Origin of the sequence: Paraburkholderia unamae (assembly GCF_003096875.1) — a bacterium.
GTDB lineage: Bacteria > Pseudomonadota > Gammaproteobacteria > Burkholderiales > Burkholderiaceae > Paraburkholderia > Paraburkholderia unamae.
The window spans coordinates 1-21,576 of the sequence record NZ_QEOB01000034.1 but is presented as its reverse complement, the minus strand read 5'-3'; the positions used below and the strand labels follow the sequence as shown (position 1 = coordinate 21,576).

The window sequence follows — 21,576 nt, the reverse complement described above, 5'->3', positions numbered from 1 at the left end:
AGCTGCAAAAGCTGGCGGTAGGCGGGTTCGGCGCTCGCTTTGTCGAGCTGCGCCGCAAGCCATTCGGACAGGATGACCATGGCTGAAGTGGTTCCATCAGGAATAATGAAATGGCTCCATTGAATAGAGCCGTAACCATCTATAGTAATTCGCACGTCAGTTGCGGTTAATGTCTCAGTCAGAATTTATTTAATCGTGACGGAAGGGAACGGGTGACGCGCAGGCGCTTCGGCCATGGGCCGGGCAGGCGCGAAACCTCTGGAAAAGAGCAAGGAAGAGCAAGGAGACAGGGCGATGAAGAGTTCGGACGTGATCGTCAGCTTTCGCGGCGTGCGCAAGACCTATGACGGCGAAACGCTGGTCGTCAAACAACTTGACCTTGATATTTATCAAGGGGAGTTCTTGACGCTGCTCGGGCCGTCCGGTTCGGGCAAGACCACCTGCCTGATGATGCTCGCCGGTTTCGAGTTTCCCACCGGCGGCGAGATTCGCCTGGAAGGCAAGCTGCTCAACAACGTGCCGCCGCACAAGCGCGACATCGGCATGGTGTTCCAGAACTACGCGCTGTTCCCGCATCTCACGGTCGAGCAAAACGTGGCTTACCCGCTGGGCGTGCGCAAGGTGCCCACCACCGAGCGCGCCGCGCGCGTGAACGACGCGCTCAAGATGGTGCGCATGGAAGGCTTCGCGAAGCGCTATCCCGCGCAGCTTTCGGGCGGCCAGCAGCAGCGTATCGCGCTCGCCCGCGCACTCGTGTTCCAGCCCAAGCTCGTGCTCATGGACGAGCCGCTCGGTGCGCTCGACAAACAACTGCGCGAACATATGCAGTACGAACTGAAGTCGCTGCACGAGAAGCTCGGCGTCACGTTCGTCTACGTCACGCACGACCAGGGCGAGGCGCTCACCATGTCGGACCGCGTGGCCGTGTTCGACAAGGGCATCGTGCAGCAGCTCGACAGCGTGGACCGGCTCTATGAGTCGCCGTGCAACGAGTTCGTGGCCAACTTCATCGGCGACAGCAACCGGCTGCGCGGCACCATCGCCGCCGTGGATGGCGAGTACTGCGAAATGCATCTGGCCGACGGCACGCGTCTCAAGGGGCGCAACGTGGCGGGTGCGCAGACCGGCGCGAGCGCGATTGCCTGCATCCGGCCCGAGCGCATGAAGCTCGCGGCGCACGGCTTTAAGCGTGACGGCGCGAACGCGCTGGCGGGCGAGGCGCGCGGCCTCATCTATTTCGGCGACCACGTGCGCATGCGCTGTGGCCTGCCCCATCAGGACGAGTGCTTCGTGAAGGTGCCGCTCGGCACCGAGGCGCTCGACGGCTTCGCGCCCGGTCAGCCGGTCGCGCTGGAGTTCGCGCCGGAGCATCTGCGCGTGTTCGCATGAGGCGTGCGGGCGCGGCGCGCACGGTTGCGCCGTTGCTTCGCAAAGCAGGCGTCTCGACGATCGGGCCACGTCTCTCGTGTCGAAGGGCCCGGCAAGACAAACCACCAAGGAGAAGGGACTACACCATGAAGCAGATCGGCAACATGCGCGTTGCAGCGGTCGCGGCCGCGCTCGCACTCTCGTTCGGCGCGGCGCATGCCGCGGAGCTGACCGTCGTGAACTTCGGCGGCGCCAATGGCAACGCGCAGAAAGCGGCGTTCAACGAGCCGTTCCAGACGCAAACGGGCAACAAGATCACCGCGGTCGAGTACAACGGCGAGCAGGCGAAGGTGAAGGCCATGGTCGACGCGAAGCACGTTGACTGGGACGTGGTCGAAGTCGAAACCGGCGACATCGCGCGCGGCTGCGACGAAGGTCTCTATGAAAAGCTCGACTGGGCCAAGCTCGGCAACAAGGGCGATTTCATGAAGGCCGCGCAGCAGCCCTGCGGCGCGGGCTTCTTCGTGTGGTCCACGGCGCTTGCCTATAACGCCGACAAGCTCAAGACCGCGCCCACGAGCTGGGCCGACTTCTGGGACGTGAAGAAATTCCCGGGCAAGCGCGGCATGCGCAAGGGCGCGCAGTACAACATGGAATTCGCGTTGATGGCCGACGGCGTGGCGCCGCAAGACGTCTACAAGGTGCTGTCGACCAAGGCCGGCCAGGACCGCGCGTTCAAGAAGCTCGACGAACTGAAGCCCTATATCCAGTGGTGGGAAGCGGGCGCGCAGCCGCCGCAGTTCCTCGTGGCGGGCGACGTGGTGATGTCCACGGCGTTCAACGGCCGTATCGACGCCGCGCAGCGCGAGGGCAAGAACCTCAAGGTCGTGTGGAACGGCAGCATCTACGACCTCGACTACTGGGCGATTCCGAAGGGCGCGCCGAACAAGGCGCTGGCCGAGCAGTACATCGCCTATACGCTCTCGCCGAAGCCGCAGCAGGCTTACGCGCAGCATATCGCCTACGGCCCGGTGAACTCGAACGCGATCAAGTCGCTCGACGCGAAGACGCTGTCCAATCTGCCGAATTCGCCTGCCAACGGCAAGAACGCGGTGCAGCAGAACCTGACGTTCTGGACCGACCACGGCGACGAGCTGGAGCAGCGTTTCGCTTCGTGGGCCGCGAAGTAAGTGTGATGTAGACGCTCCGGCGCGCAGGCGCCGGAGCGGTTGGCCGCAACACGCGGCCTGGAGGCAGGAGACCAGGTGTGACCACGATGACGACCGTGACCAACGTAGCCGGCGCGGCACGCGAAGAAGCCGCGCGCCTGAAGCGCGAACTGCGCGTGGCGCAAGCGAAGAAGCGCACGATGGCGCTCATGCTGATCGCGCCGCTCGCGATATTTTTGCTGCTGATTTTCGTGGTGCCGATTGCGGCGCTGCTCACGCGCGCGGTGCAGAACCCCGAAGTGGCGACGGCGCTGCCGCATACCATCGCGGCGCTGCGCGACTGGGACCGCAAGAGCGCGCCGCCCGACGTGGCCTACGCCGCACTCGCCCAGGACCTCACCGTGGTGCAGGACGGCGACGCAATGGGCGCGCTGGCGCGCCGCCTGAACGTGGAAATCGCGGGCTTTCGCTCGCTGGTGGCCAAGACCGCGCGCGCCATGCCGCTTGCGGACGACGACGGCAAGCCGCTCACGCTTACGCCCGCGCAAACGCGCGCGAAGATCGTCGATCTCGACGACCGCTGGAGCGACGTTGCCTACTGGCAGGCCATTGCGAAGAATAGTTCGCGCTACTCACCGTTCTATCTGCTCGCCTCGCTCGATCATCGCCAGGACGCGTTCGGCCGCATCGTGGCCGCCGACCCCGAACAGCAGATCTACCTCGACGTGTTCGCCCGTACGTTCGTCATCAGCGTGTTCGTCACGGTGTTCGCGCTGCTGCTCGGTTATCCGCTTGCCTACTGGATCTCGACGCTCTCCGAGCGCCGCGCGAATCTCGTGATGATCCTCGTGCTGATTCCGTTCTGGACGTCGATTCTCGTGCGCGTGGCCGCGTGGATCGTCATACTCCAGGGCGAGGGTCTCGTCAACAAGGCGCTCATGGGCACGGGCCTCATTTCGCATCCGCTCTCGCTGCTGTTCAACCGCGTGGGCGTGTATATCTCGATGACGCACATCCTGCTGCCCTTCATGGTGCTGCCGCTGTACAGCGTGATGAAGTCGATTCCGCCCACCTACCAGCGCGCGGCGGTGTCGCTCGGCAGTCATCCGTTCGCGGCCTTCTGGCGCGTGTACGTGCCGCAGACCTATCCCGGCGTGGGCGCGGGCGTGCTGCTCGTGTTCATCCTCTCGATCGGCTACTACATCACGCCGGCGCTGCTCGGCGGCCCGGCCGACCAGATGGTCAGCTACTACGTGGCGTACTTCACCAACGTATCGATCAACTGGGGCATGGCCTGTTCGCTCGGCGCGCTCCTGCTGGCCGCGACCACGGTACTGTATTTCGTCTACGGGCGCCTCACGCGCACGCAACTGAGCCTCGGCTAAGGGAGGCACGACCATGAAATTCGCCAAGCCTCTTTTTGCACCGCATACCTCGGCCGTCGAACGCGTTTGGTACTTCACGCTGCGCGCGCTCGTCGTGCTCACGTTGCTGTATCTGATCCTGCCGGTGCTCGCGATCGTGCCGCTCTCGTTTTCGTCGAGCACGTTCCTCGTTTATCCGATTCCGGGCTGGTCGCTGCGCTGGTATGAGAATCTCGTCATGTCCGACGAATGGCGCATGGCCGCGAAAAACAGCTTTATCGTGGGGCCGGCCGCGACGCTCGTGGCAACCGTGCTCGGCACGCTCGCGGCCATCGGCATCACCAAGGCCGACTTTCGCGGCAAGGCCGTGCTCATGGCGGTGCTCATCTCGCCGATGATCGTACCCGTGGTCGTGGTGGGCGTGGGCATGTACCTGTTCTTCGCACCGCTCGGTCTCGCCAATACCTACCTGGGCCTGATTCTCGCCCACGCGTCGCTTGGCGTGCCGTTCGTCGTGACCACGGTGGCGGCCACGCTTCAGGGCTTCAACCACAATCTCGTACGTGCGAGTCTTTCGCTCGGCGCGAATCCGGTCACGACGTTTTTCCGCATCACGCTGCCCGTGATTGCGCCGGGCGTGATTTCGGGCGCGCTGTTCGCGTTCGCGACGTCGTTCGACGAAGTGGTCGTGACGCTGTTCCTCGCGGGCGCCGACCAGACCACCTTGCCGCGCCAGATGTTCACGGGCATACGCGAGAACATCAGCCCGACAATCGCTGCGCTCGCAACGATCCTGATTGTGTTCTCCACCTGCCTGCTGCTGGCGCTCGAATGGCTGCGCGGCAGGAATGCGGCGCGCGCCGTGAAGGCGTGATGTGAAAAAAGGCAGCGCCGCGGCGCTGCCTTTCTGCTTTTGCGCGTTACGCTTCGAGGAGCGTCGGCAGGCGGCGCGTGACCCACTGTGTCGCCTGATCGTAGGCGTGGGCGAGTTGCAGCACCGAAAGATCCGCGTTCGGCTTGCCGATTACCTGTAGCCCCATGGGCAGCCCTTGCGCATTGAAGCCCGCAGGCACGCACGCCACGGGCAGGCCCGCGAGACTGCCGCCGATCACGACCTCCATCCAGCGATGATAGGTGTCCATCGTGCGGCCCGCGATCGACTTCGGCCAAGGCTCGCGCGCGTCGAACGGGAAGATCTGCGCGCTGGGCAGCACGAGGTAGTCGTAGTGCTCGAAGAGCGCGAGCAGCGCGTTGTACCACTGGCTGCGCGTGAGCGTGGCGTTCCAGACATCTTCGCCCGAAAGCTTCAGGCCGCCTTCCACCTCCCATTGCGCCTCGGGCTTGAGCAGCGCGCGCTTTTCCGGGTCGCGGTAGAGCGCGCCGAGCGTGCCCGCGCACGAGAAGTGACGCAGCGTGAGCCAGGTCTGCCACAGGTTTTCCATCGCGAAGTCGGGGCGCGTGGCTTCGACCTTGCAACCAATCGACCCGAAGTCGTTGAGCGCGGTTTCGCAGAGCGCGAGCACGCCGTCTTCCATCGGCAGATAGCCGTCGTAGTCGCCGAGCCAGCCGATGCGCGCGCCGCCGAAGTCGCGTTCCAGCGAGCCCGCGAACTGCGCCGGGTCTTCGGCGATGGAGAGCGGCGCACGCGCGTCGTAGCCCGCCTGGGTGGAAAGCAGCATGGCCAGGTCGCGCACGCTGCGGCCCATCGGTCCTGCGTAGCCAAGCTGGCTGAAGAACAGGTCATGCGCGGGCACCGAGGGCACACGCCCTTGCGACGGACGAAAGCCGAACACGTTGTTCCAGCCCGCGGGGTTGCGCAGCGACCCCATCATGTCGCTGCCGTCGGCCACGGGCAACATGCGCAGCGCGAGCGCCACGGCCGTGCCGCCGCTGCTGCCGCCCGCGCTGCGCGTGGAGTCGTACGCATTGAGCGTCGTGCCGAACACCGTGTTGTAGGTGTGGGAGCCAAGGCCGAATTCCGGCGTGTTGGTTTTGCCGATGAAGATCGCGCCTTGCGCACGCATGCGCGCGGCGACCAGTGAGTCTTCCTTCGGCACCTCGTTGCGGAACAACGGCGAGCCTTGCGTGTAGGGGATACCGGCCGCCGCGACGAGATCCTTCGGCGCTTGCGGCATGCCGTGCATCCAGCCGAGATACTCGCCGCGCGCGAGCTGGGCGTCGCGTTCGTCGGCCTCGGCCAGCAGCGTGGCGCGTTCGCGTAGCGAGACGATGGCGTTGGCGGGGGTGTTCACGCGCTCGATATGGTCGAGAAACGCGCTCATCACTTCGCGGCAGGACACCTTGCGCAGGCGTATCCAATCCGAAAGCTGGAGTGCGTCGGCCATCACGAGATCGTTGGGCGACGGGCGGGCGGGGGACGGCGATGCCTGATTCATACGTGTCTCTTGTTTGCGGATGGAGCAGGGGGGAGGATCATTGTCGCCCAGCCGCGCCGCAAGCGAAAGGAAACGAGCGGTTGCCGCCGGGGTGCGCTGGTTGCCGCCTGGTTTCCCTGGTTCCTCTAGTTCCTCTGGTCTGGTCCGTCCATCCGGTCCGCCTCGCCGGGCAGCGTGGCGCCGCCCAGGGACTGATAGAGCGCGGCCGTGTCGGTGAGTCGGTCGGCGTGGGCGCGCGTGCGGTCCAGCATCGTCTGGAGTGCCTGGCGTTGTGTGTCGATCAGCGAGAATTCGCTCACGCCTCCGGCCTGGTAGCGCGACTGCGCAATCGCCGCATTGGCCTGCGCCTCGCGCGCGGCGTCGTCGCGCGCCTGCAATTCGACGGCATCGTTTTGCAGCGCCTGAAGCGAGTCGGCGACCTGCTGCAACGCTTGCAGCACGGTTTGCCGATAGTCGGCGAAAGCCGCCTCATAAGCGGCCTGCGCCGCACGTTTCTTCGCGCGCAACTCGCCGCCGTGAAAGAGCGGTTGCGTGAGGCCGAGACCCACGTTCCAGATGTTCAGCCCGCTCACGATGTCTTCGATATGCGTGCGCTCCGAGCCTATGCCGGCCGAGATCGATATCTGCGGAAAGAGGTTCGCGGTCGCCACGCCGACGTTCGCGCCGGCCTGATGCAGCAGCGCTTCGCTCGCGCGTATGTCGGGCCGCTCGCGTGCCAGCGTGGAGGGCACGGTGAGCGAGACCGTGTCGGGCAGATGCAGCGTGTCGAGCGAAAGCGCGGTGAGCGGCGCCGCGAACTGCGTGTTCGACGGCGCCACGCCCAGCAGGATCGCGAGCTGGTGGTCCGCGGCGTCGTGCTGCGTTTCGAGCGGCGGCAGCGAGGCGCGCGTTTGCGCGAGCAGCGTGCGCTGGCTGCGCACGTCGATTTGCGCCACGCCGCCGGCGGCGAGACGCGCTTGCATGATGGCGAGCTGGCGCGCCTGCGTGTCGGCCAGTTGCCGCGTGAGCGCGATCTGCTGTTGCAGCGACGCGTAGCGTATCGCCGTGGACACCACGTTGGCGGCCACCGAAAGACGCGCGGCTTCCAGTTCGTACGCCTGATAATCGACCTGGGCCAGCGTGGCTTCGAGTGCGCGGCGGTTCGCGCCGAACACGTCGAACACATACGACACGCTGACCGAGGCGTTGTAGAGCGTGAACGGCGGCGGGTTCGGCACCTGGGTGATGCCGAACGCGGCGAGATCGACCTTCTGGCGCGTGCCCGAGAGCTTCAAGTCGACCGAGGGGAAATTCGTCGCGCCCGCCTGGGCGTTGTAGTTCTCGCGCGCTTCCACGAGCTTCGCGCGCGCGGCGTCGAGCGTGGGGCTCGCGCGCAAGGCCTGATCGACGAGATCGTCGAGCGCGGCGCTGCCGAACTGCGTCCACCATGCGTGCGGCGCGTGTTCCGCGGCGGCAAAGGTCTGCGCGCCGCCGCCGGGACCGGGCGCGGCGGCGGTTGCCGGCGGCACGCCTTCGCGCGTCCAGCCGGTGGCGTCGGGCGCGGCGGGCGTGTGGAAGTCGGGGCCCATGGTGCAGCCTGCGAGCATCATTAGCAGCACGAAGGGGGTGGGTGCGTAGCGCTTCATGGTGGAGGATCTCGCGCTAGTCGAGCGTGCGCCGGTAGAAGCGCAAGGCAATCGCCATCACCGCTACCGTGAATACGGCGAGCGGCCACACTGCGGGCCACAGGTCGATCCAGCCGTTGCCCTTGAGCAGAATGCCGCGCACGAGCCGGTTGAAGTACGTGAGCGGCAGCAGGTTGCCGATCCACTGCGCCCAGCGCGGCATGCCGCCGAACGGAAACATGAAGCCCGAGAGCAGCAGGCTCGGCAGGAAGTAGAACATCGTCAACTGCATCGCCTGCAACTGGTTTTGCGCGAGCGACGAGAGCGTGATGCCCACGGTGAGGTTGGCCGCGATGAAAAGCAGCGCCGAGAGGTAGAGCGCGATGAGACTGCCCGCGAACGGCACATGGAAGACGTAGCGCGCGGCGAGCACGATGATGGTCGCCTGGATCAGCCCGATCGCCACATAGGGGACGATCTTGCCCGTCATCACCTCGATGGGCAGCACGGGCGTGGCGAGCAGATTCTCCATCGTGCCGCGTTCGCGTTCGCGCGTGATGGCGAGGCCCGTCATCATCACCATCGTCATCGTGAGGATCACGCCCATCAGGCCCGGCACCACGTTGTACTGCGTGATGCCTTCGGGGTTGTAGAGCCGGTGCACCTGCACGTCGAAGGCGGCTGGCGCGCCGTTCAGGTGCGCAAGCGGCCCGGTCAGGTCTTTCGCCGCCACGGGGCCGACGAGGCCGGGCAGCGCGGCGAGCGCGGTGGTGATGGCGGTGGGGTCGCTCGCGTCGGCCTCGACGAGCAGCGAAGGCCGCTCGCCGCGCAAGAGGCGCCGCGAAAAGTCGGTGGGAATGCTCAGCACGAACTGCACCGTGCCGCGTGCGAGCGCCTGGCGCGCCGTGGCTTCGTCAGGCATCGTTTCGACCACGTCGAAATAGGCCGAATTACGCATGCCCGCAACGAAGCTGCGCGCGAATACGCTGTCTTCGCCCACGACGATGGCCGTGGGCAGATGCTTCGGGTCGGTGTTGATGGCGTAGCCGAACAGCGTGAGCTGGATGATGGGCAGGCCCACGATCATCGCAAACGTGATGCGGTCGCGCTTGAGCTGCAAGAACTCCTTGAGCACGATGCTCCACCAGCGCGCCATGGAAAACGGGAATGACAGCTTCACGGCGTCACTCCGCTTTTGTCTGCATAGTTATCCTGAACATGGCTCATCAGATAGATGAAGACATCTTCCAGGCCGGTGTCGATGCGTTCGGCGCGCAGCGGCTGACCTTCGACGGCGCGTGCGATCGCTGCGGCGAGCGCCGCATGGTCGCGCCCGCTCGCGTGCAGCGCGGAGCCGAACACGACGGTTTGCTCGACGCCGGGCGCTTCGCGCAATTGCGCCGCGAGCGCCGAAAGCCGCTCGCCATGGATCGCCCAGGTATTGAGATTCTGCTCGGCAATGACCTCGGAGGCCGTGCCCTGTGTGAGCAGCTTGCCGTAGGCGATATACGCGAGCTTGTGGCAGCGCTCGGCCTCATCCATGTAGTGCGTGCTCACGAGCACCGAGATGCCGCGCGCGGCGAGCCGGTGCAACTCTTCCCAGAAGTCGCGCCGCGCGGTGGGGTCGACGCCCGCGGTCGGTTCGTCGAGCAGCAGAAGCTCGGGCTCGTGCAGCATGCAGGCCGCGAGCGCGAGCCGCTGCTTCCAGCCACCCGAAAGCGCGCCCGTGAGCTGGTTTGCGCGGCTCGCGAGGCCGAGTGATTCGAGCGCGTGATCGACGGCTTCGCGGCGGTTCGGCATCTGGTAGATGCGCGCGACGAAGTCGAGATTCTCGCGGATCGTCAGGTCTTCCCAGTACGAGAAGCGCTGCGTCATATAGCCGACATGACGTTTGATCTGCGCGCTCTCGCGCAGGATGTCGTAGCCGAGGCAGGTGCCCGATCCCGAGTCGGGCGTGAGCAGGCCGCACATGAGGCGGATCGACGTGGTCTTGCCGCTGCCGTTCGGCCCGAGAAAGCCGAATATCTCGCCGCGCGCCACGCGCAGCGTGACATCGTTCACGACGTGCTTGCTGCCGAAACGCTTGTTGAGATTGCGTACGTCGATGGCGTAGTCGCCGTTGCCCGCGCCAGGTGCACTCATTGCAGCGTCACCTCGACCGGTTGGCCCGGATGCAGTTTCACGGCGTCTTGTTCCGAGGGCCGCGCCTCGATCATGAAAATCAGCTTCGCGCGATTCTCGTTGCTGTAGATGACGGGCGGGGTGTATTCGGCGGCGTTCGAAATCCACGTGATCGTGGCGGGCACGTCGGCGGCGCAGCCGTCGCAACGCACGTTCACCTTGCGGCCGGGGGCGAGCGAGCCGACTATCGTCTCGGGCACGAAGAAGCGCACTTTCACGTTTTGCGGCGGCAGCATCTGCACGACGGGGCTGCCCGCCTGCACCCACTCGCCCACGCGAAACAGCGTGTCGTAGACAAGGCCGCCGCTCGGCGCACTCACGCGCTTCTGGTCGAGCCGCCATTGCGCCTGCGCGAGCGAGGCGCGCGCGGCTTCGGCCTCGGCGGCTTGCGCGGCGATTTGTGCGGTGCGGCCCGGCAGGTTCGCCACGCGCACCTGGTTTTGCAACTCGCGTACCTGCGCGGCGGTGGAGGCGGCCTGGGCGCGCGAGTCGTCGAGCTGCGCCTGCGCGATGCCGCCCGCGCGCAGTTGCGCCTCGTCGCGCGTGAGCTGAAGGGAGGCCTTGCGCGCGTTGGCCTCGGCCTGCGCGAGTTGTGCCTCGGTCACGCGCACTTCGGGCGGGCGCTTGCCGGTTTCCAGGTCGGCGAGCTGTTGCTGCGCGGCCGTGACGCGATGCTGTGCTTCGTCGCGCGCGGCCGTTTCCTCGACCGCGTCGAGTCCGAAGACGGGCACATTGGCGGCCACGGTTTGGCCGCGCTTGACCGCGAGGTCCGTGAGCGTGCCCGACTGCGACGACGCGAGATACACATACTCGCCTTCGGCATAGCCTTGCCAGCGCGCGTTTTCGTTGCGCGAACACGCGGTGAGCACGAACGCGAGCGCGAACACGAAGGCGTACGCCCGCATCGTCCGGCGTTTCATGACGTTTCCCCTTTGGCGGTCGTCGCGCGGCGCCCGCGCTTTTCCTGCGCAGCGGGCCGCAATGCCGCGCGCAACAGTGCGCTCACGTGGCGGTGCAGCGCTTCGCGTTCGATCCTCGGAAAGCCGCGCGCGCTTTGCCAGAGCTTCGAAGTCGCGAGCGGCAGCATGACGAGCGCGAGGATCGAGATGAAGAGCAGCGGCGCTTCGAGTTCGGCGTTGACGCGGCCGTCGTGCTGCGCCTCGCCGATGCGTGCTGCAAAGCGTTGCAGTTGTTCGATGGGCAAACGCTTGATCATGCGCTCGCGCAGCAGGCCACCTTCGTTGACGATTTCGCGCAGCCAGAGCGGCGGCAACCAGGGCATGCGCGCGGTGACGTCGAACAGACGCGTGACGAGTTCTTCTACGAGCGCATGCGGGTCGTGCGCGGCGTCGCCCTCCACGCTTTCCCACACGAAGGCGATCGAGCGGGCGATGCGCTCTTCGACCACGGCGTCCAGCAGCTTTTCGCGATTCGTGAAGTAGTAGTGGACCATCGCCGACGTCACACCCGCAGCCGCGGCGATCTGCGCCATGGTGGTGGCTGCGATGCCCTGTTCGCCGAACAGTTGGGTGGCGCAGGCAAGCAACCGCTCGCGCATGTCGAGGTCGGCGTCGGCGCGGCGTCGTCCGCGCGGGCGGGGAGAGGAAGCGACAGGAGCGGAGGGTGGGGAGGGGCGCGTGACCATGGCTCAACTTTAATTCACGCGTTAGTTAAATTCAAACGGCGCGAGCTTTGGGTTAACCCTGAAGCGGTACTGACGGGGTCTGAGCAGAGTCTTAGCGGGGTCGTTTCAGAACTTTCCTATACAAAAACGATGGCGTGTCATTCAGGCTGTGAGATTCCCGCTGAAGGGTCAAACATCCAAACTCCGCCATGGAACAAAAAATGAAACGCATCGTTGTAATCGATGACCATCCGATCGTTCTGAAGATGCTCGCCAACGTGCTGAACACGGAGTACGAACTGGTGGGCGAGTGCGGCGACGGCGAAGAGGGCCTGCGCCTCGTGCAGGAGTTGCAACCCGACCTCGTGATTCTCGACCTCGAACTGCCCCGGCTCGACGGCCTTTCCGTCATCCGCGGGATCCGCGCGAAGCAGCCCGACGCGCGCATTCTCGTGCTCTCGGCCAAGCCCGAGCTGGTCATGGCCAATCACACGCGCGTGGCGGGCGCGAACGGCTATGTGAACAAGAACCGCGGTGTCGAGGAGCTGTGCGGCGTCGTCAAGGCGGTGCTGCTCGGTTACGACTGCTTTCCGGTGGGCAGTTGCGGTGGCGGCCGCGACGTGGCGCTCAACGGGCTCTCGCCGCGCGAAGTCGAAGTGTTGCAGTACCTGGCGCGTGGCATGAGCAACAAGGGCATCGCGGCGCGACTCGGGCTTTCAGATAAAACTGTCAGCACATACAAGACCCGCGTGCTCGACAAGCTCGGCGTGTCGTCGCTCGCCGCGCTGATCGAGTTCGCGACATTGAACAAGCTGATCGAGTAACCCGATCCCAGGCACAGGCGAAAAAAAAGCCCGACTTTCGTCGGGCTCCAAGTGTGACCGCACCCGTTGCCGGGCGCGGCACCTGCAAAAACTGTCTGCTTGCGCTGCCAGTTAAGCAGCCAGCAGCGAACGCAGCACGAACGGCAGAATACCGCCGTGCTTGTAGTAGTCGACTTCGATCGGCGTGTCGATACGCAACAGCACCTGGACGCGCTCTTCCTTGCCATCCTTGCGGCGGATCACCAGCGTCAGGTCCTGTTGCGGCTTGAAGTCGTCCGTCAGGCCTTCGATGTCGAACGTTTCCTCGCCGGTCAGGCCGAGCGACTGAACGCTGTCCGAGCCCTTGAACTGCAACGGCAGAACGCCCATGCCGACCAGGTTCGAGCGGTGGATACGCTCGAAGCTGCGTGCGACCACGGCCTTCACGCCCAACAGTTGCGTGCCCTTGGCTGCCCAGTCGCGCGACGAACCCGTGCCGTACTCTTCACCCGCGAACACCATGGTCGGCGTGCCGGCGTCGATGTACTTCATGGCGGCGTCGTAAATCGACAGTTGTTCGCCGCTCGGCTGGTGAATCGTCAGGCCGCCTTCCACGCGCGTGCCGTCGGCCTTCGCCGGGATCATCAGGTTCTTGATCCGCACGTTCGCGAAGGTGCCGCGCATCATCACGTCGTGGTTGCCGCGACGCGAGCCGTAGCTGTTGAAGTCGGCCTTCTGCACGCCGTTTTCCTTCAGCCAACGGCCTGCGGGCGAGTCTTCCTTGATCGAGCCTGCCGGGCTGATGTGGTCGGTCGTGACCGAGTCACCGAAGATGCCCAGTGCGCGCGCGCCCTTGACCTCGGCGACTTCCGACGACGGCGTCATCGAGAAGTGGCTGCCGAAGAACGGCGGCTCGGCGATGTAGGTCGACTTCGGCCAGTCGTAGACCTGACCTTCCTCGCCTTCGATCTTGCTCCACAGGTCGCCCTTCTTCGTGAGCTGGCTGTAGTTCTTCTGGAACGCGTCCGGGTCGAGCGCGTACTTGAGCAGCGCGTTGACTTCGTCGCTCGTCGGCCAGATGTCGCCGAGGTAGATGTCGCGGCCGCCACGGCCCTTGCCGACCGGTTCCGTCATCAGGTCGCGCGTGATGTTGCCCGCGATCGCGTAAGCGACGACCAGCGGCGGCGAGGCCAGGAAGTTCGCGCGGATGTTCGGGTGAATACGCGCTTCGAAGTTACGGTTGCCCGAGAGCACCGCAGCCGCGACGACGTCGTTCTTGACGATCGAATCGTTCAGTTCCGGCGTGAGGTCGCCCGCGTTGCCGATACAGGTCGTGCAGCCATAGGCCGCGAGTTCGAAGCCGAGCTTCGAGAGGTACGGCAGCAGGCCCGTTTTCGTCAGGTATTCCGTGACGATACGCGAGCCCGGAGCGAGCGACGTCTTGATGTGCGGCGCGACCGTCAGGCCGGCTTCCACGGCCTTCTTCGCGAGCAGACCGGCGGCCAGCAGCACGCTCGGGTTCGACGTGTTCGTGCACGACGTGATCGCGGCGATCAGCACGTCGCCGTTGTGCAGCTTGACCTTTTCGCCCGCGGTGTACTCGGCGGAGAGGTCGGCGGCCTTCTTGTTGAAGCCGTTTTCCGCGACCGGCTTCGAGAACAGGTCCGTGAAGGTCGACTTCACGTTGCCGATTTCGATGCGGTCTTGCGGGCGTTTCGGACCGGCCAGCGACGGCGCAACCGTGCTGAGGTCGAGCGTGAGCGTCTTGGTGTAGTCGATATCGCCGGCCTTCGGCACGCCGAAGAGTTCCTGCGCCTTGAAGTAGTTCGCGAAGGCGTCGATCTCGGCTTGCGTGCGGCCCGTGCCCTTGAAGTAGTCGATCGTCTTTTCGTCGACCGGGAAGAAGCCCATCGTTGCGCCGTATTCCGGCGCCATGTTGCCGATGGTCGCGCGGTCGGGCACGCCGATCGACGCCGTGCCTTCGCCGAAGAACTCGACGAACTTGCCGACGACCTTCTCCTTGCGCAGCATTTCGGTGATGGTCAGCACGAGGTCGGTTGCCGTGCAGCCTTCGCGCAGCTTGCCCTTGAGCTCGACGCCCACCACGTCCGGCGTGAGGAAGTACACCGGCTGGCCGAGCATGCCGGCTTCAGCTTCGATGCCGCCCACGCCCCAGCCCACCACGCCGATGCCGTTGATCATCGTGGTGTGCGAGTCGGTGCCCACGAGCGTGTCCGGGTAGTAGACGGTGTCGCCGCCTTCAGCCTTCTTGTGCACGCCGCGCGCGAGGTATTCCAGGTTCACCTGGTGGACGATGCCGATGCCCGGCGGCACGACCTTGAACGTGTCGAACGCCTGCATGCCCCACTTCATGAACTGATAGCGCTCGTTGTTGCGCTGGAATTCCAGTTTCATGTTCAGGTCGAGCGCGTCCTTCTGGCGGAAGTAGTCGATCTGCACCGAGTGGTCGACCACCAGGTCCACCGGCACGAGCGGCTCGATGACCTTCGGGTCCTTGCCGACCTGCTTGGCCACGCCGCGCATGGCGGCGATGTCGGCGAGCAGCGGCACGCCGGTGAAGTCTTGCAGCACGACGCGGGCGACGACGAACGGGATTTCGTCGACGCGCGTGGCGCTCGGCTTCCAGTTCGCGAGTTGCTCGATGTGCTCTTCCGCGATCTTCTTGCCGTCGTAGTTACGCAGCACAGACTCGAGCACGAGACGGATCGAGACCGGCAGGCGATTGATCTTCACGCCGAGCTGCTTGCCGAGTTGCGGCAGCGAGTAGAACTTGCCTTTGCCGGAGCCGCTGTCGAATTCCTTTAGCGTTTTGTGGAGGTTGTGGGCCATGGTGTTTTCCTTCGTTTAATCGCGGAAATAACGCTTACTGCACGGTTGCTGCTGTGACTGATACCTGTCTGTTTGCTGCTCAGATGACGTACAAGTCGACGTACTCGTTGACGGGCAAGGCGCACAGCCGCGCCTCGTCCAGCGAGACATCGAGAATCGCCTGCTGCTGCTTCGCGGGGAAGCGGCGCGCGAGGTTGGTGCGGAACTTCTCGATCAACAGCGGGATGCCTTCATCGCGGCGTCGCTTGTGGCCGATCGGGTACTCCACTACGACCTCGTCAAGCATCGTGCCGTCGTTCAGTTCGACGGTCAACGCGTTTGCGATCGAGCGCTTCGCGGGGTCGTGATAATCCTTCGTGAACTGCGGGTCTTCCACGCACACTGTTTTCGCACGCAGCGCGTCGATGCGCGGGTCATGCGCCACGTCGTCCTCGTAATCGGCGGCCGTCAGGCGCCCGAAGATCAGCGGCACGGCGACCATATACTGGATGCAGTGGTCGCGGTCGGCCGGGTTCGCGAGCGGTCCGCTTTTGTCGATGATACGGATTGCCGCTTCGTGCGTGCGGATGGTGATGCGTTTGATGTCCCCGTCCGTCAAGCCGCGTTGCGCGAGCACGCCGTGCAGCGTCATCGCGGCTTCGGCCGCGGTCTGCGCGTGGAATTCGGCGGGGAACGAAATCTTGAACAGCACGTTTTCCATCACGTACGTGCCGTAGGGGCGCTGGAACCGGAACGGCTGTCCTTTGAACGAGACGTCGTAAAAGCCCCAAGTTTTCGCCGTGAGCGCCGAGGGATAGCCCATTTCGCCCGTTTTCGCCATGAGCGCGAGGCGCACGGCGCGCGAGGTGGCGTCGCCGGCGGCCCACGACTTGCGCGAGCCGGTATTGGGCGCGTGCCGGTAGGTGCGCAGCGACTGGCCGTCGACCATCGCGAGCGACACGGCGTTGATGAGTTCGTCGCGCGTGAGCCCGAGCATTTGCCCGACCACGGCGGTCGAGGCGAGCTTCACGAGCAGTACATGGTCGAGACCGACCTTGTTGAACGAGTTTTCCAGCGCAATGCAGCCCTGGATCTCGTGCGCCTTCACCATGCCTTCAAGCACATGCTTCATGGTGAGCGGCGGCTTGCCCTGGGCGACGGCGGTGCGCGAGAGCCAGTCGGCGGTCGCGAGAATGCCGCCCAGGTTGTCCGACGGATGGCCCCATTCGGCGGCGAGCCACGTGTCGTTGAAGTCGAGCCAGCGGATCATCGCGCCAATGTTGAACGCAGCCTGAACCGGGTCGAGCTGAAACTGGGTGCCCGGCACCTTCGCGCCGTGCGGGACGATCGTGCCCGGCACGATCGGTCCGAGCAGCTTGGTGCAGGCGGGGTAGGAGAGCGCCTCGAGTCCGCAGCCGAGGGTATCGATCAGGCAATGCCGGGCCGTGGTCAGCGCGAGCGCGCTGCCAACCCCGTTCAGCACGTAGTCGACGATATCGACCAGTACCTGATCCGGCTGCGGCCTGACGTTGGAGATCGGAGCGGACATCGGGGCGTTCCCGTGGTCCTTACTGACCCGCTGCGCCGCTTGCGCCTTCAGCCGCGCGGTTGGCCGGGTTCAGGGCGTTTGCCTGCGTCGGCGCCATTGCGCCTTGCTGCATGGCAACCGTCTTGCACTCGTCGGCGAGACGCGAGCTGTCCTTGTCGGAGAACAGCATGGCCTTGGTCGGGATCACGACGAGGTCAAGACCGGTCGCGGCGTCGTGGAAGCGGTCGGCGCCCGTGGTCGTGGTCTGGCGCGGCAGGTTGTAGTTCTTGTTCGCCCAGTGAACGGTGACGATCTGGTCACGCGCCATGTCGCCCTTCAGGTCGAATTGCATGCCTTCGGCACAGCTCCAGTGCTCCGAGCCCGCCGGGACCGGATCGACCTTCGCTTCCTTGGCCGGGTTGGCCTTGCGCTTGATGATCTTGTGCTTCGGAGCCGGCTTCTTGGCCGTGGTCGTCGTGCCTTGCGCGGCGGCGTCGGTAGCGGCCAGCATCATCGTCGAGGACAGGGTGCCGATAACAGCGGCGATCAGCAGTTTCTTCATGGAAGTCAAACCTTTATCTCTCTAAATCGGTTGATCAGTGCGCGGCTGCGGATTGCGGCCGCCGGTTGCACTGCGCGCGCCCCGAAAGCACGCAGCGGACGCTATTTTCACCTATTTATCGCCACGGACCGCAATTTCTCCGGCCCGGTGTTGTTTGCGCCATGGTTCGCAAGTAACTGCCTGTAACACCCCTTGTCCGTCATTGCTGCGCGACGCGGCGCGAGGCCCGTTTTGCGGTCGTCGCGGAGTACGTTGAAAACGTTTTCCGCGGCCACGCGCCGCATGCGCATCAGGCCCGCTCCCTCACCGGCGCGCCCGCCGTGTCGCCGCCCGCGCCGAACAGCGGCGCCGCCTCGGCCGGCACGGCGCGGCCCGTCGAGCGGGCGCGGCGCAGCACCGACCAGTAGTAGCGGTAGCTCGCGCGGTCGTGCAGCGTGTCGCCATGGCGCGTCGGACCCCATTGCGCATGCTGCGCGGCCAGCAGGATGTCGGTGGCGAGGGTGATCTCTTCGTCGCGCGGGGCGAATGCGGCCACGATCGCGGGAATCTGCGCGGGGTGGATGCTCCACATGCGCGTGTAGCCGAACTCATTGCGCGCGCGGCGCGCGTCGTTCGCCACCACGTCCATGTCGCGCACTTCCGTGCTCACGTTGTGCGAGGGCACGCGGCCGAACGCGTGGCAAGCCGCCGCGATTTCGAGCTTCGCGCGGCGCACGAGCGGGTGATCGAACTGGCCCGGCGAGCGCATTGCCGTGTCGGGAATCGCGCCGTCGTGCGCGGAAACGAAGTCCATCAGGCCGAAGCTCAGCGACTCCACGCCGCGCAGCGCGGCGAGGTCGAACACGCGCGCGAGCGCGCCATGCGTTTCGACCAGTAGCTGCACGGGAATGGGCTTCTCGATGCCGAGTTCGACGCGCGTGGCTTCGATGAACGCCGTCATTTCGGCGGCGTCGCCCACGGCGCGGATCTTCGGCAGCATGATGAAGGCCGGCGCGCGCTTTGCGGCGCGCAGGATCAGGCGCACGTCGTCGCGCCAGTGCGGGTGATGGAAGTCGTGGACGCGCACGCCCACGCGACCGAAGCGGTCGTGCTCGCCGCCGATGAACGACGCCGCGAGTTCGGCGTGCTCGGCCTCGCGGCCCACCTGGGCGCCGTCTTCGCAGTCGAGGGTGATGTCGAATACCGGACCGAGCTGTTGCTGGAGCGCAAGCGACTTCAGCATCAGCTTCTCGCTGCCCGCGTAGTGATCGCATGCGGGCAGGATGGCGGGCGGCGCTTCGCCGTCAAACAGCACTTCGGCGGGTGTGATGGCGCGCATCTTCGGCGTCGGCGGTCGGTCGAGTGTTGGAGGGGAAACCGGATTCGAATGCGTCCTGCCGCCGGAAGGCGTCTGGCAAGGCGCATGCGGATCGGGCCGCGCTGGGCGAGTTTCGCCTGGCGGCCCGTGGCGCGGCCCCGCTGGCGGGGCCGCACGCGCATGAAGCGCGTTCCGTTCGTACTGCCCGCTTACTTGCCGAGCAGGTGAGCCACGCCTTCGCGCTCTTCGAGCAGTTCGTTCAGCGTGCCGTCCATCTTCTCACGCGAGAAAGCGTCGATTTCGAGGCCTTCAACGCGCTTGTATTCGCCGTTTTCGCAGGTCACCGGCACGCCGTAGATGATGTCTTCGGGGATGCCGTACGAGCCGTCCGACGGAATGCCCATCGTGACCCACTTGCCGTTCGTGCCGAGGACCCAGTCACGCACGTGGTCGATTGCCGCGTTGGCCGCCGATGCCGCCGACGAGAGGCCGCGCGCTTCGATGATCGCTGCGCCGCGCTTGCCCACGGTCGGGATGAACGTGTTGCGGTTCCATTCGTCGTCGTTGATCAGCGCGGTCAGCGACTGGCCTTCGGCCGTTGCGACGCGGAAGTCGGGGTACATCGTCGGCGAGTGGTTGCCCCACACGGCCAGCTTCTCGATCGAAGCAACCGGCTTGCCCGACTTGGCGGCCAGTTGCGAGAGCGCGCGGTTGTGGTCCAGACGCAGCATGGCCGTGAAGTTCTTCTTCGGCAGGTCCGGAGCCGACTTCATGGCGATGTAAGCGTTCGTGTTGGCCGGGTTGCCGACGACCAGCACCTTCACGTCGCGGCTGGCGACGTCGTTCAGCGCCTTGCCCTGAACCGTGAAGATTTCGGCGTTTGCCGAGAGCAGGTCCTTACGCTCCATGCCCTTCGAGCGCGGACGTGCGCCAACCAGCAGGGCGACGTCGGCGTCCTTGAACGCGACCTTCGGGTCGTCGGTGATGACCACGCCCGCGAGCAGCGGGAATGCGCAGTCGTCCAGTTCCATCACGACGCCTTTGACGGCGGCTTGCGCTTGCGGCAGGTCGAGCAGTTGCAGGATGACGGGCTGATCCTTGCCGAGCAGGTCGCCGTTCGCAATGCGGAACAGCAGGGAGTAAGCGATCTGACCTGCGGCGCCGGTGACGGCAACGCGCTTTGCGGGCTTAGCCATTGAAAATCTCCAGGAAGATGCGTTAGACGCCAGGGTAAAACGCCATTCTATATGCGCGATACACGAAGCGTAGGTGAAACAGGCGATCCTTCTTGCTGGCGTGCGCGCCTTGCCCGGACATCATGGACTGCCGGGCGGTGATGCGAGCCGCCGGCGCGGACCGCCGTGCCGGTAACCTGTGCAACAAGGCAAGAGGTGAACGGGTCGCCCTTCGAGGGGCGCCTGACGCTGGCCGCTTCGCGTGTGCCGACTCCTGCAACAGCTCGCTCGGGCTGGTCCACAGATGCGCGGCGCGCATGGCATGCAGTCAGGCTGCATCTGGCGCGCTGGCCGGGCGGATCGAAACCACTACTGCGTTTACTGCGTAAGGGAACAGCATGGCGCAAGGCGGACTGCGACGCGTGCGCCACGGGGTGGATGCAACCGCCGGCAACCGGCGAAGCCCCTGCATCGCGCCGGTTTCAAGTCCTGAAACCGGCCGGCAACCCGCCCGCAAACCCTTGCTCGAACGGGAGTGTAGGAGCCGTCAGGGTCAAAGTCAACAGTATCTTATGTCTTATATAAGACATATCTATTACAGCCAAAATGCTTGATGCGTGGGGGGCTTTATGTTGAAATGCGCGCCATGAGTGCAAACCCGGCCAGTAACGCGAATCCTCCCGCTCCCGAGAGCGGCGTTCAGGCGTCTGCGCCCGCGGTTCCGCCATCCCCGACATTCAGTCCGCTGTACCAGCAGATCAAGGGGCTCATTACGCAGAGCCTCGAGTCCGGCGAATGGAAGCCCGGTGAAATCATCCCCAGCGAAGTCGAACTGGCCGCCCGTTACAAGGTGAGCCAGGGGACCGTACGCAAGGCGATCGACGAACTGGCTGCCGACAACCTGCTGGTGCGCCGCCAGGGTAAGGGCACTTTTGTTGCAACGCACAACGAAGAGCGCGCCCAGTTTCGCTTTCTGAGATTACTCGCCGATGACGGCGCTGAACACCCGCACGTGAGCCGGCTGCTCGAATGCCGCCGCCTGCGCGCCTCGGCCGAGATCGCGCGCCAGCTCGACCTGAAGCCCTCCGACCCGGTGGTGTTGATCCGGCGTCTGCTTCAGTTCGACGGCGAGAGCACCGTGCTCGACGAGATCTGGCTGCCCGGCGGCATTTTCCGCGGCCTTACGAGCGAGCGCCTTGCCGAGTACAAGGGTCCGCTCTACGCGATGTTCGAGACGGAGTTCGGCACGCGCATGATCCGCGCGACCGAGAAGATCCGCGCCGTGGCCGCCGAGCCCACGGTGGCCGATCTTCTCAAGGTGCCCGCAGGTTTTCCATTGCTATCCGTCGAGCGCGTGTCCTATACCTATGGAGACCGGCCCGTCGAAGTGCGTCGTGGATGGTATGTCACAACCGGGTACTACTATCAGAATGATTTGAGTTGACGGGCGGCCGCGCGAACGACGCGGCGTCCTTCCCCATGTGCCTTTGCTTGCGCGTGCACCAGCCGTCCCCGTCGTGGATTTCGCTGCAGCGCGATATAAAAAGGCGCTAAAATTGCGAATTAGTGTTACTACATAGTAGGGGTCTAGCATGGCAGAAGCCACAAAAAAACCGAGGCCGGAATACCGGAACATCGGGCTTGGGCAGATATTGTTCGCGTACCGCCTGCCTCTG

General features: G+C 65.1%; 17 protein-coding genes and 1 pseudogene. 7 read left to right on the top strand and 11 right to left on the bottom strand.

What is annotated here, in order from left to right; genetic code table 11:
• Positions 1–294 precede the first annotated feature (294 nt).
• From C7402_RS41030 to C7402_RS41015, 4 genes are all read left to right on the top strand, one after another.
• Complete coding sequence (locus C7402_RS41030) at positions 295–1,389, top strand: ABC transporter ATP-binding protein (RefSeq protein ID WP_116614624.1); 1,095 nt, start codon at positions 295–297, stop codon at positions 1,387–1,389.
• 125 nt (positions 1,390–1,514) lie between these two features.
• Positions 1,515–2,558, top strand: a complete 1,044-nt coding sequence (locus tag C7402_RS41025; protein ID WP_224045504.1) for an ABC transporter substrate-binding protein — start codon at positions 1,515–1,517, stop codon at positions 2,556–2,558.
• A gap of 86 nt (positions 2,559–2,644) precedes the next feature.
• Positions 2,645–3,922, top strand: coding sequence for an ABC transporter permease (locus C7402_RS41020; protein WP_116614657.1), 1,278 nt, complete (start codon positions 2,645–2,647; stop codon positions 3,920–3,922).
• 13 nt (positions 3,923–3,935) lie between these two features.
• The gene (locus tag C7402_RS41015) at positions 3,936–4,775 is read left to right on the top strand and encodes an ABC transporter permease (protein WP_112177354.1); all 840 of its coding nucleotides are present in this window, start codon (positions 3,936–3,938) and stop codon (positions 4,773–4,775) included.
• A gap of 46 nt (positions 4,776–4,821) precedes the next feature.
• Here the strand turns inward: C7402_RS41015 and C7402_RS41010 are convergent, their stop codons facing one another.
• The 6 genes from C7402_RS41010 to C7402_RS40985 form a co-directional block, all read right to left on the bottom strand.
• Positions 4,822–6,297: an amidase gene (locus C7402_RS41010; protein WP_116614623.1), complete on the bottom strand. Its 1,476-nt coding sequence runs from the start codon at positions 6,295–6,297 to the stop codon at positions 4,822–4,824.
• 125 nt (positions 6,298–6,422) lie between these two features.
• Entirely contained in the window at positions 6,423–7,922 is a 1,500-nt protein-coding gene (locus tag C7402_RS41005) for an efflux transporter outer membrane subunit (RefSeq protein ID WP_116614622.1), read from the bottom strand.
• Between the two features lie 16 nt (positions 7,923–7,938).
• Entirely contained in the window at positions 7,939–9,057 is a 1,119-nt protein-coding gene (locus tag C7402_RS41000; RefSeq protein ID WP_208949084.1) for an ABC transporter permease, read from the bottom strand.
• A gap of 20 nt (positions 9,058–9,077) precedes the next feature.
• Positions 9,078–10,043: an ABC transporter ATP-binding protein gene (locus C7402_RS40995; protein ID WP_112177351.1), complete on the bottom strand. Its 966-nt coding sequence runs from the start codon at positions 10,041–10,043 to the stop codon at positions 9,078–9,080.
• Positions 10,040–11,002 carry an HlyD family secretion protein gene (locus tag C7402_RS40990; protein ID WP_116614621.1) on the bottom strand — a complete coding sequence of 321 codons (963 nt, stop codon included), beginning with the start codon at positions 11,000–11,002 and terminating at the stop codon, positions 10,040–10,042. Before C7402_RS40990 ends, C7402_RS40995 begins: the two co-directional genes overlap by 4 nt.
• Positions 10,999–11,640, bottom strand: coding sequence for a TetR/AcrR family transcriptional regulator (locus tag C7402_RS40985; protein WP_116614620.1), 642 nt, complete (start codon positions 11,638–11,640; stop codon positions 10,999–11,001). Before C7402_RS40985 ends, C7402_RS40990 begins: the two co-directional genes overlap by 4 nt.
• 287 nt (positions 11,641–11,927) lie before the next feature.
• Between C7402_RS40985 and C7402_RS40980 the strand changes: the two genes are divergently transcribed.
• Complete coding sequence (locus C7402_RS40980) at positions 11,928–12,530, top strand: response regulator transcription factor (RefSeq protein WP_112177348.1); 603 nt, start codon at positions 11,928–11,930, stop codon at positions 12,528–12,530.
• Positions 12,531–12,641: 111 nt separating this feature from the next.
• Here C7402_RS40980 and acnA read toward each other — a convergent pair whose 3' ends face one another.
• The 5 genes from acnA to C7402_RS40950 form a co-directional block, all read right to left on the bottom strand.
• A complete protein-coding gene (gene acnA, locus C7402_RS40975) occupies positions 12,642–15,359 on the bottom strand; it encodes an aconitate hydratase AcnA (protein ID WP_116614619.1) in 2,718 nt (905 codons plus the stop codon).
• Between the two features lie 79 nt (positions 15,360–15,438).
• Positions 15,439–16,887, bottom strand: coding sequence for a bifunctional 2-methylcitrate dehydratase/aconitate hydratase (locus C7402_RS40970; protein ID WP_112177346.1), 1,449 nt, complete (start codon positions 16,885–16,887; stop codon positions 15,439–15,441).
• 19 nt (positions 16,888–16,906) lie between these two features.
• Positions 16,907–17,428, bottom strand: a complete 522-nt coding sequence (locus C7402_RS40965) for a hypothetical protein (protein ID WP_112177345.1) — start codon at positions 17,426–17,428, stop codon at positions 16,907–16,909.
• A gap of 289 nt (positions 17,429–17,717) precedes the next feature.
• Positions 17,718–18,746, bottom strand: a complete 1,029-nt coding sequence (locus C7402_RS40955) for an HpcH/HpaI aldolase/citrate lyase family protein (RefSeq protein ID WP_116614617.1) — start codon at positions 18,744–18,746, stop codon at positions 17,718–17,720.
• 188 nt (positions 18,747–18,934) lie between these two features.
• Positions 18,935–19,921: a malate dehydrogenase gene (locus C7402_RS40950; protein WP_112177343.1), complete on the bottom strand. Its 987-nt coding sequence runs from the start codon at positions 19,919–19,921 to the stop codon at positions 18,935–18,937.
• 616 nt (positions 19,922–20,537) lie between these two features.
• Here C7402_RS40950 and C7402_RS40945 point away from each other — a divergent pair.
• Entirely contained in the window at positions 20,538–21,344 is an 807-nt protein-coding gene (locus C7402_RS40945; RefSeq protein WP_372460585.1) for a GntR family transcriptional regulator, read from the top strand.
• 148 nt (positions 21,345–21,492) lie between these two features.
• Positions 21,493–21,576, top strand: a pseudogene (locus tag C7402_RS47890) (succinate dehydrogenase, cytochrome b556 subunit); the annotation flags it as partial.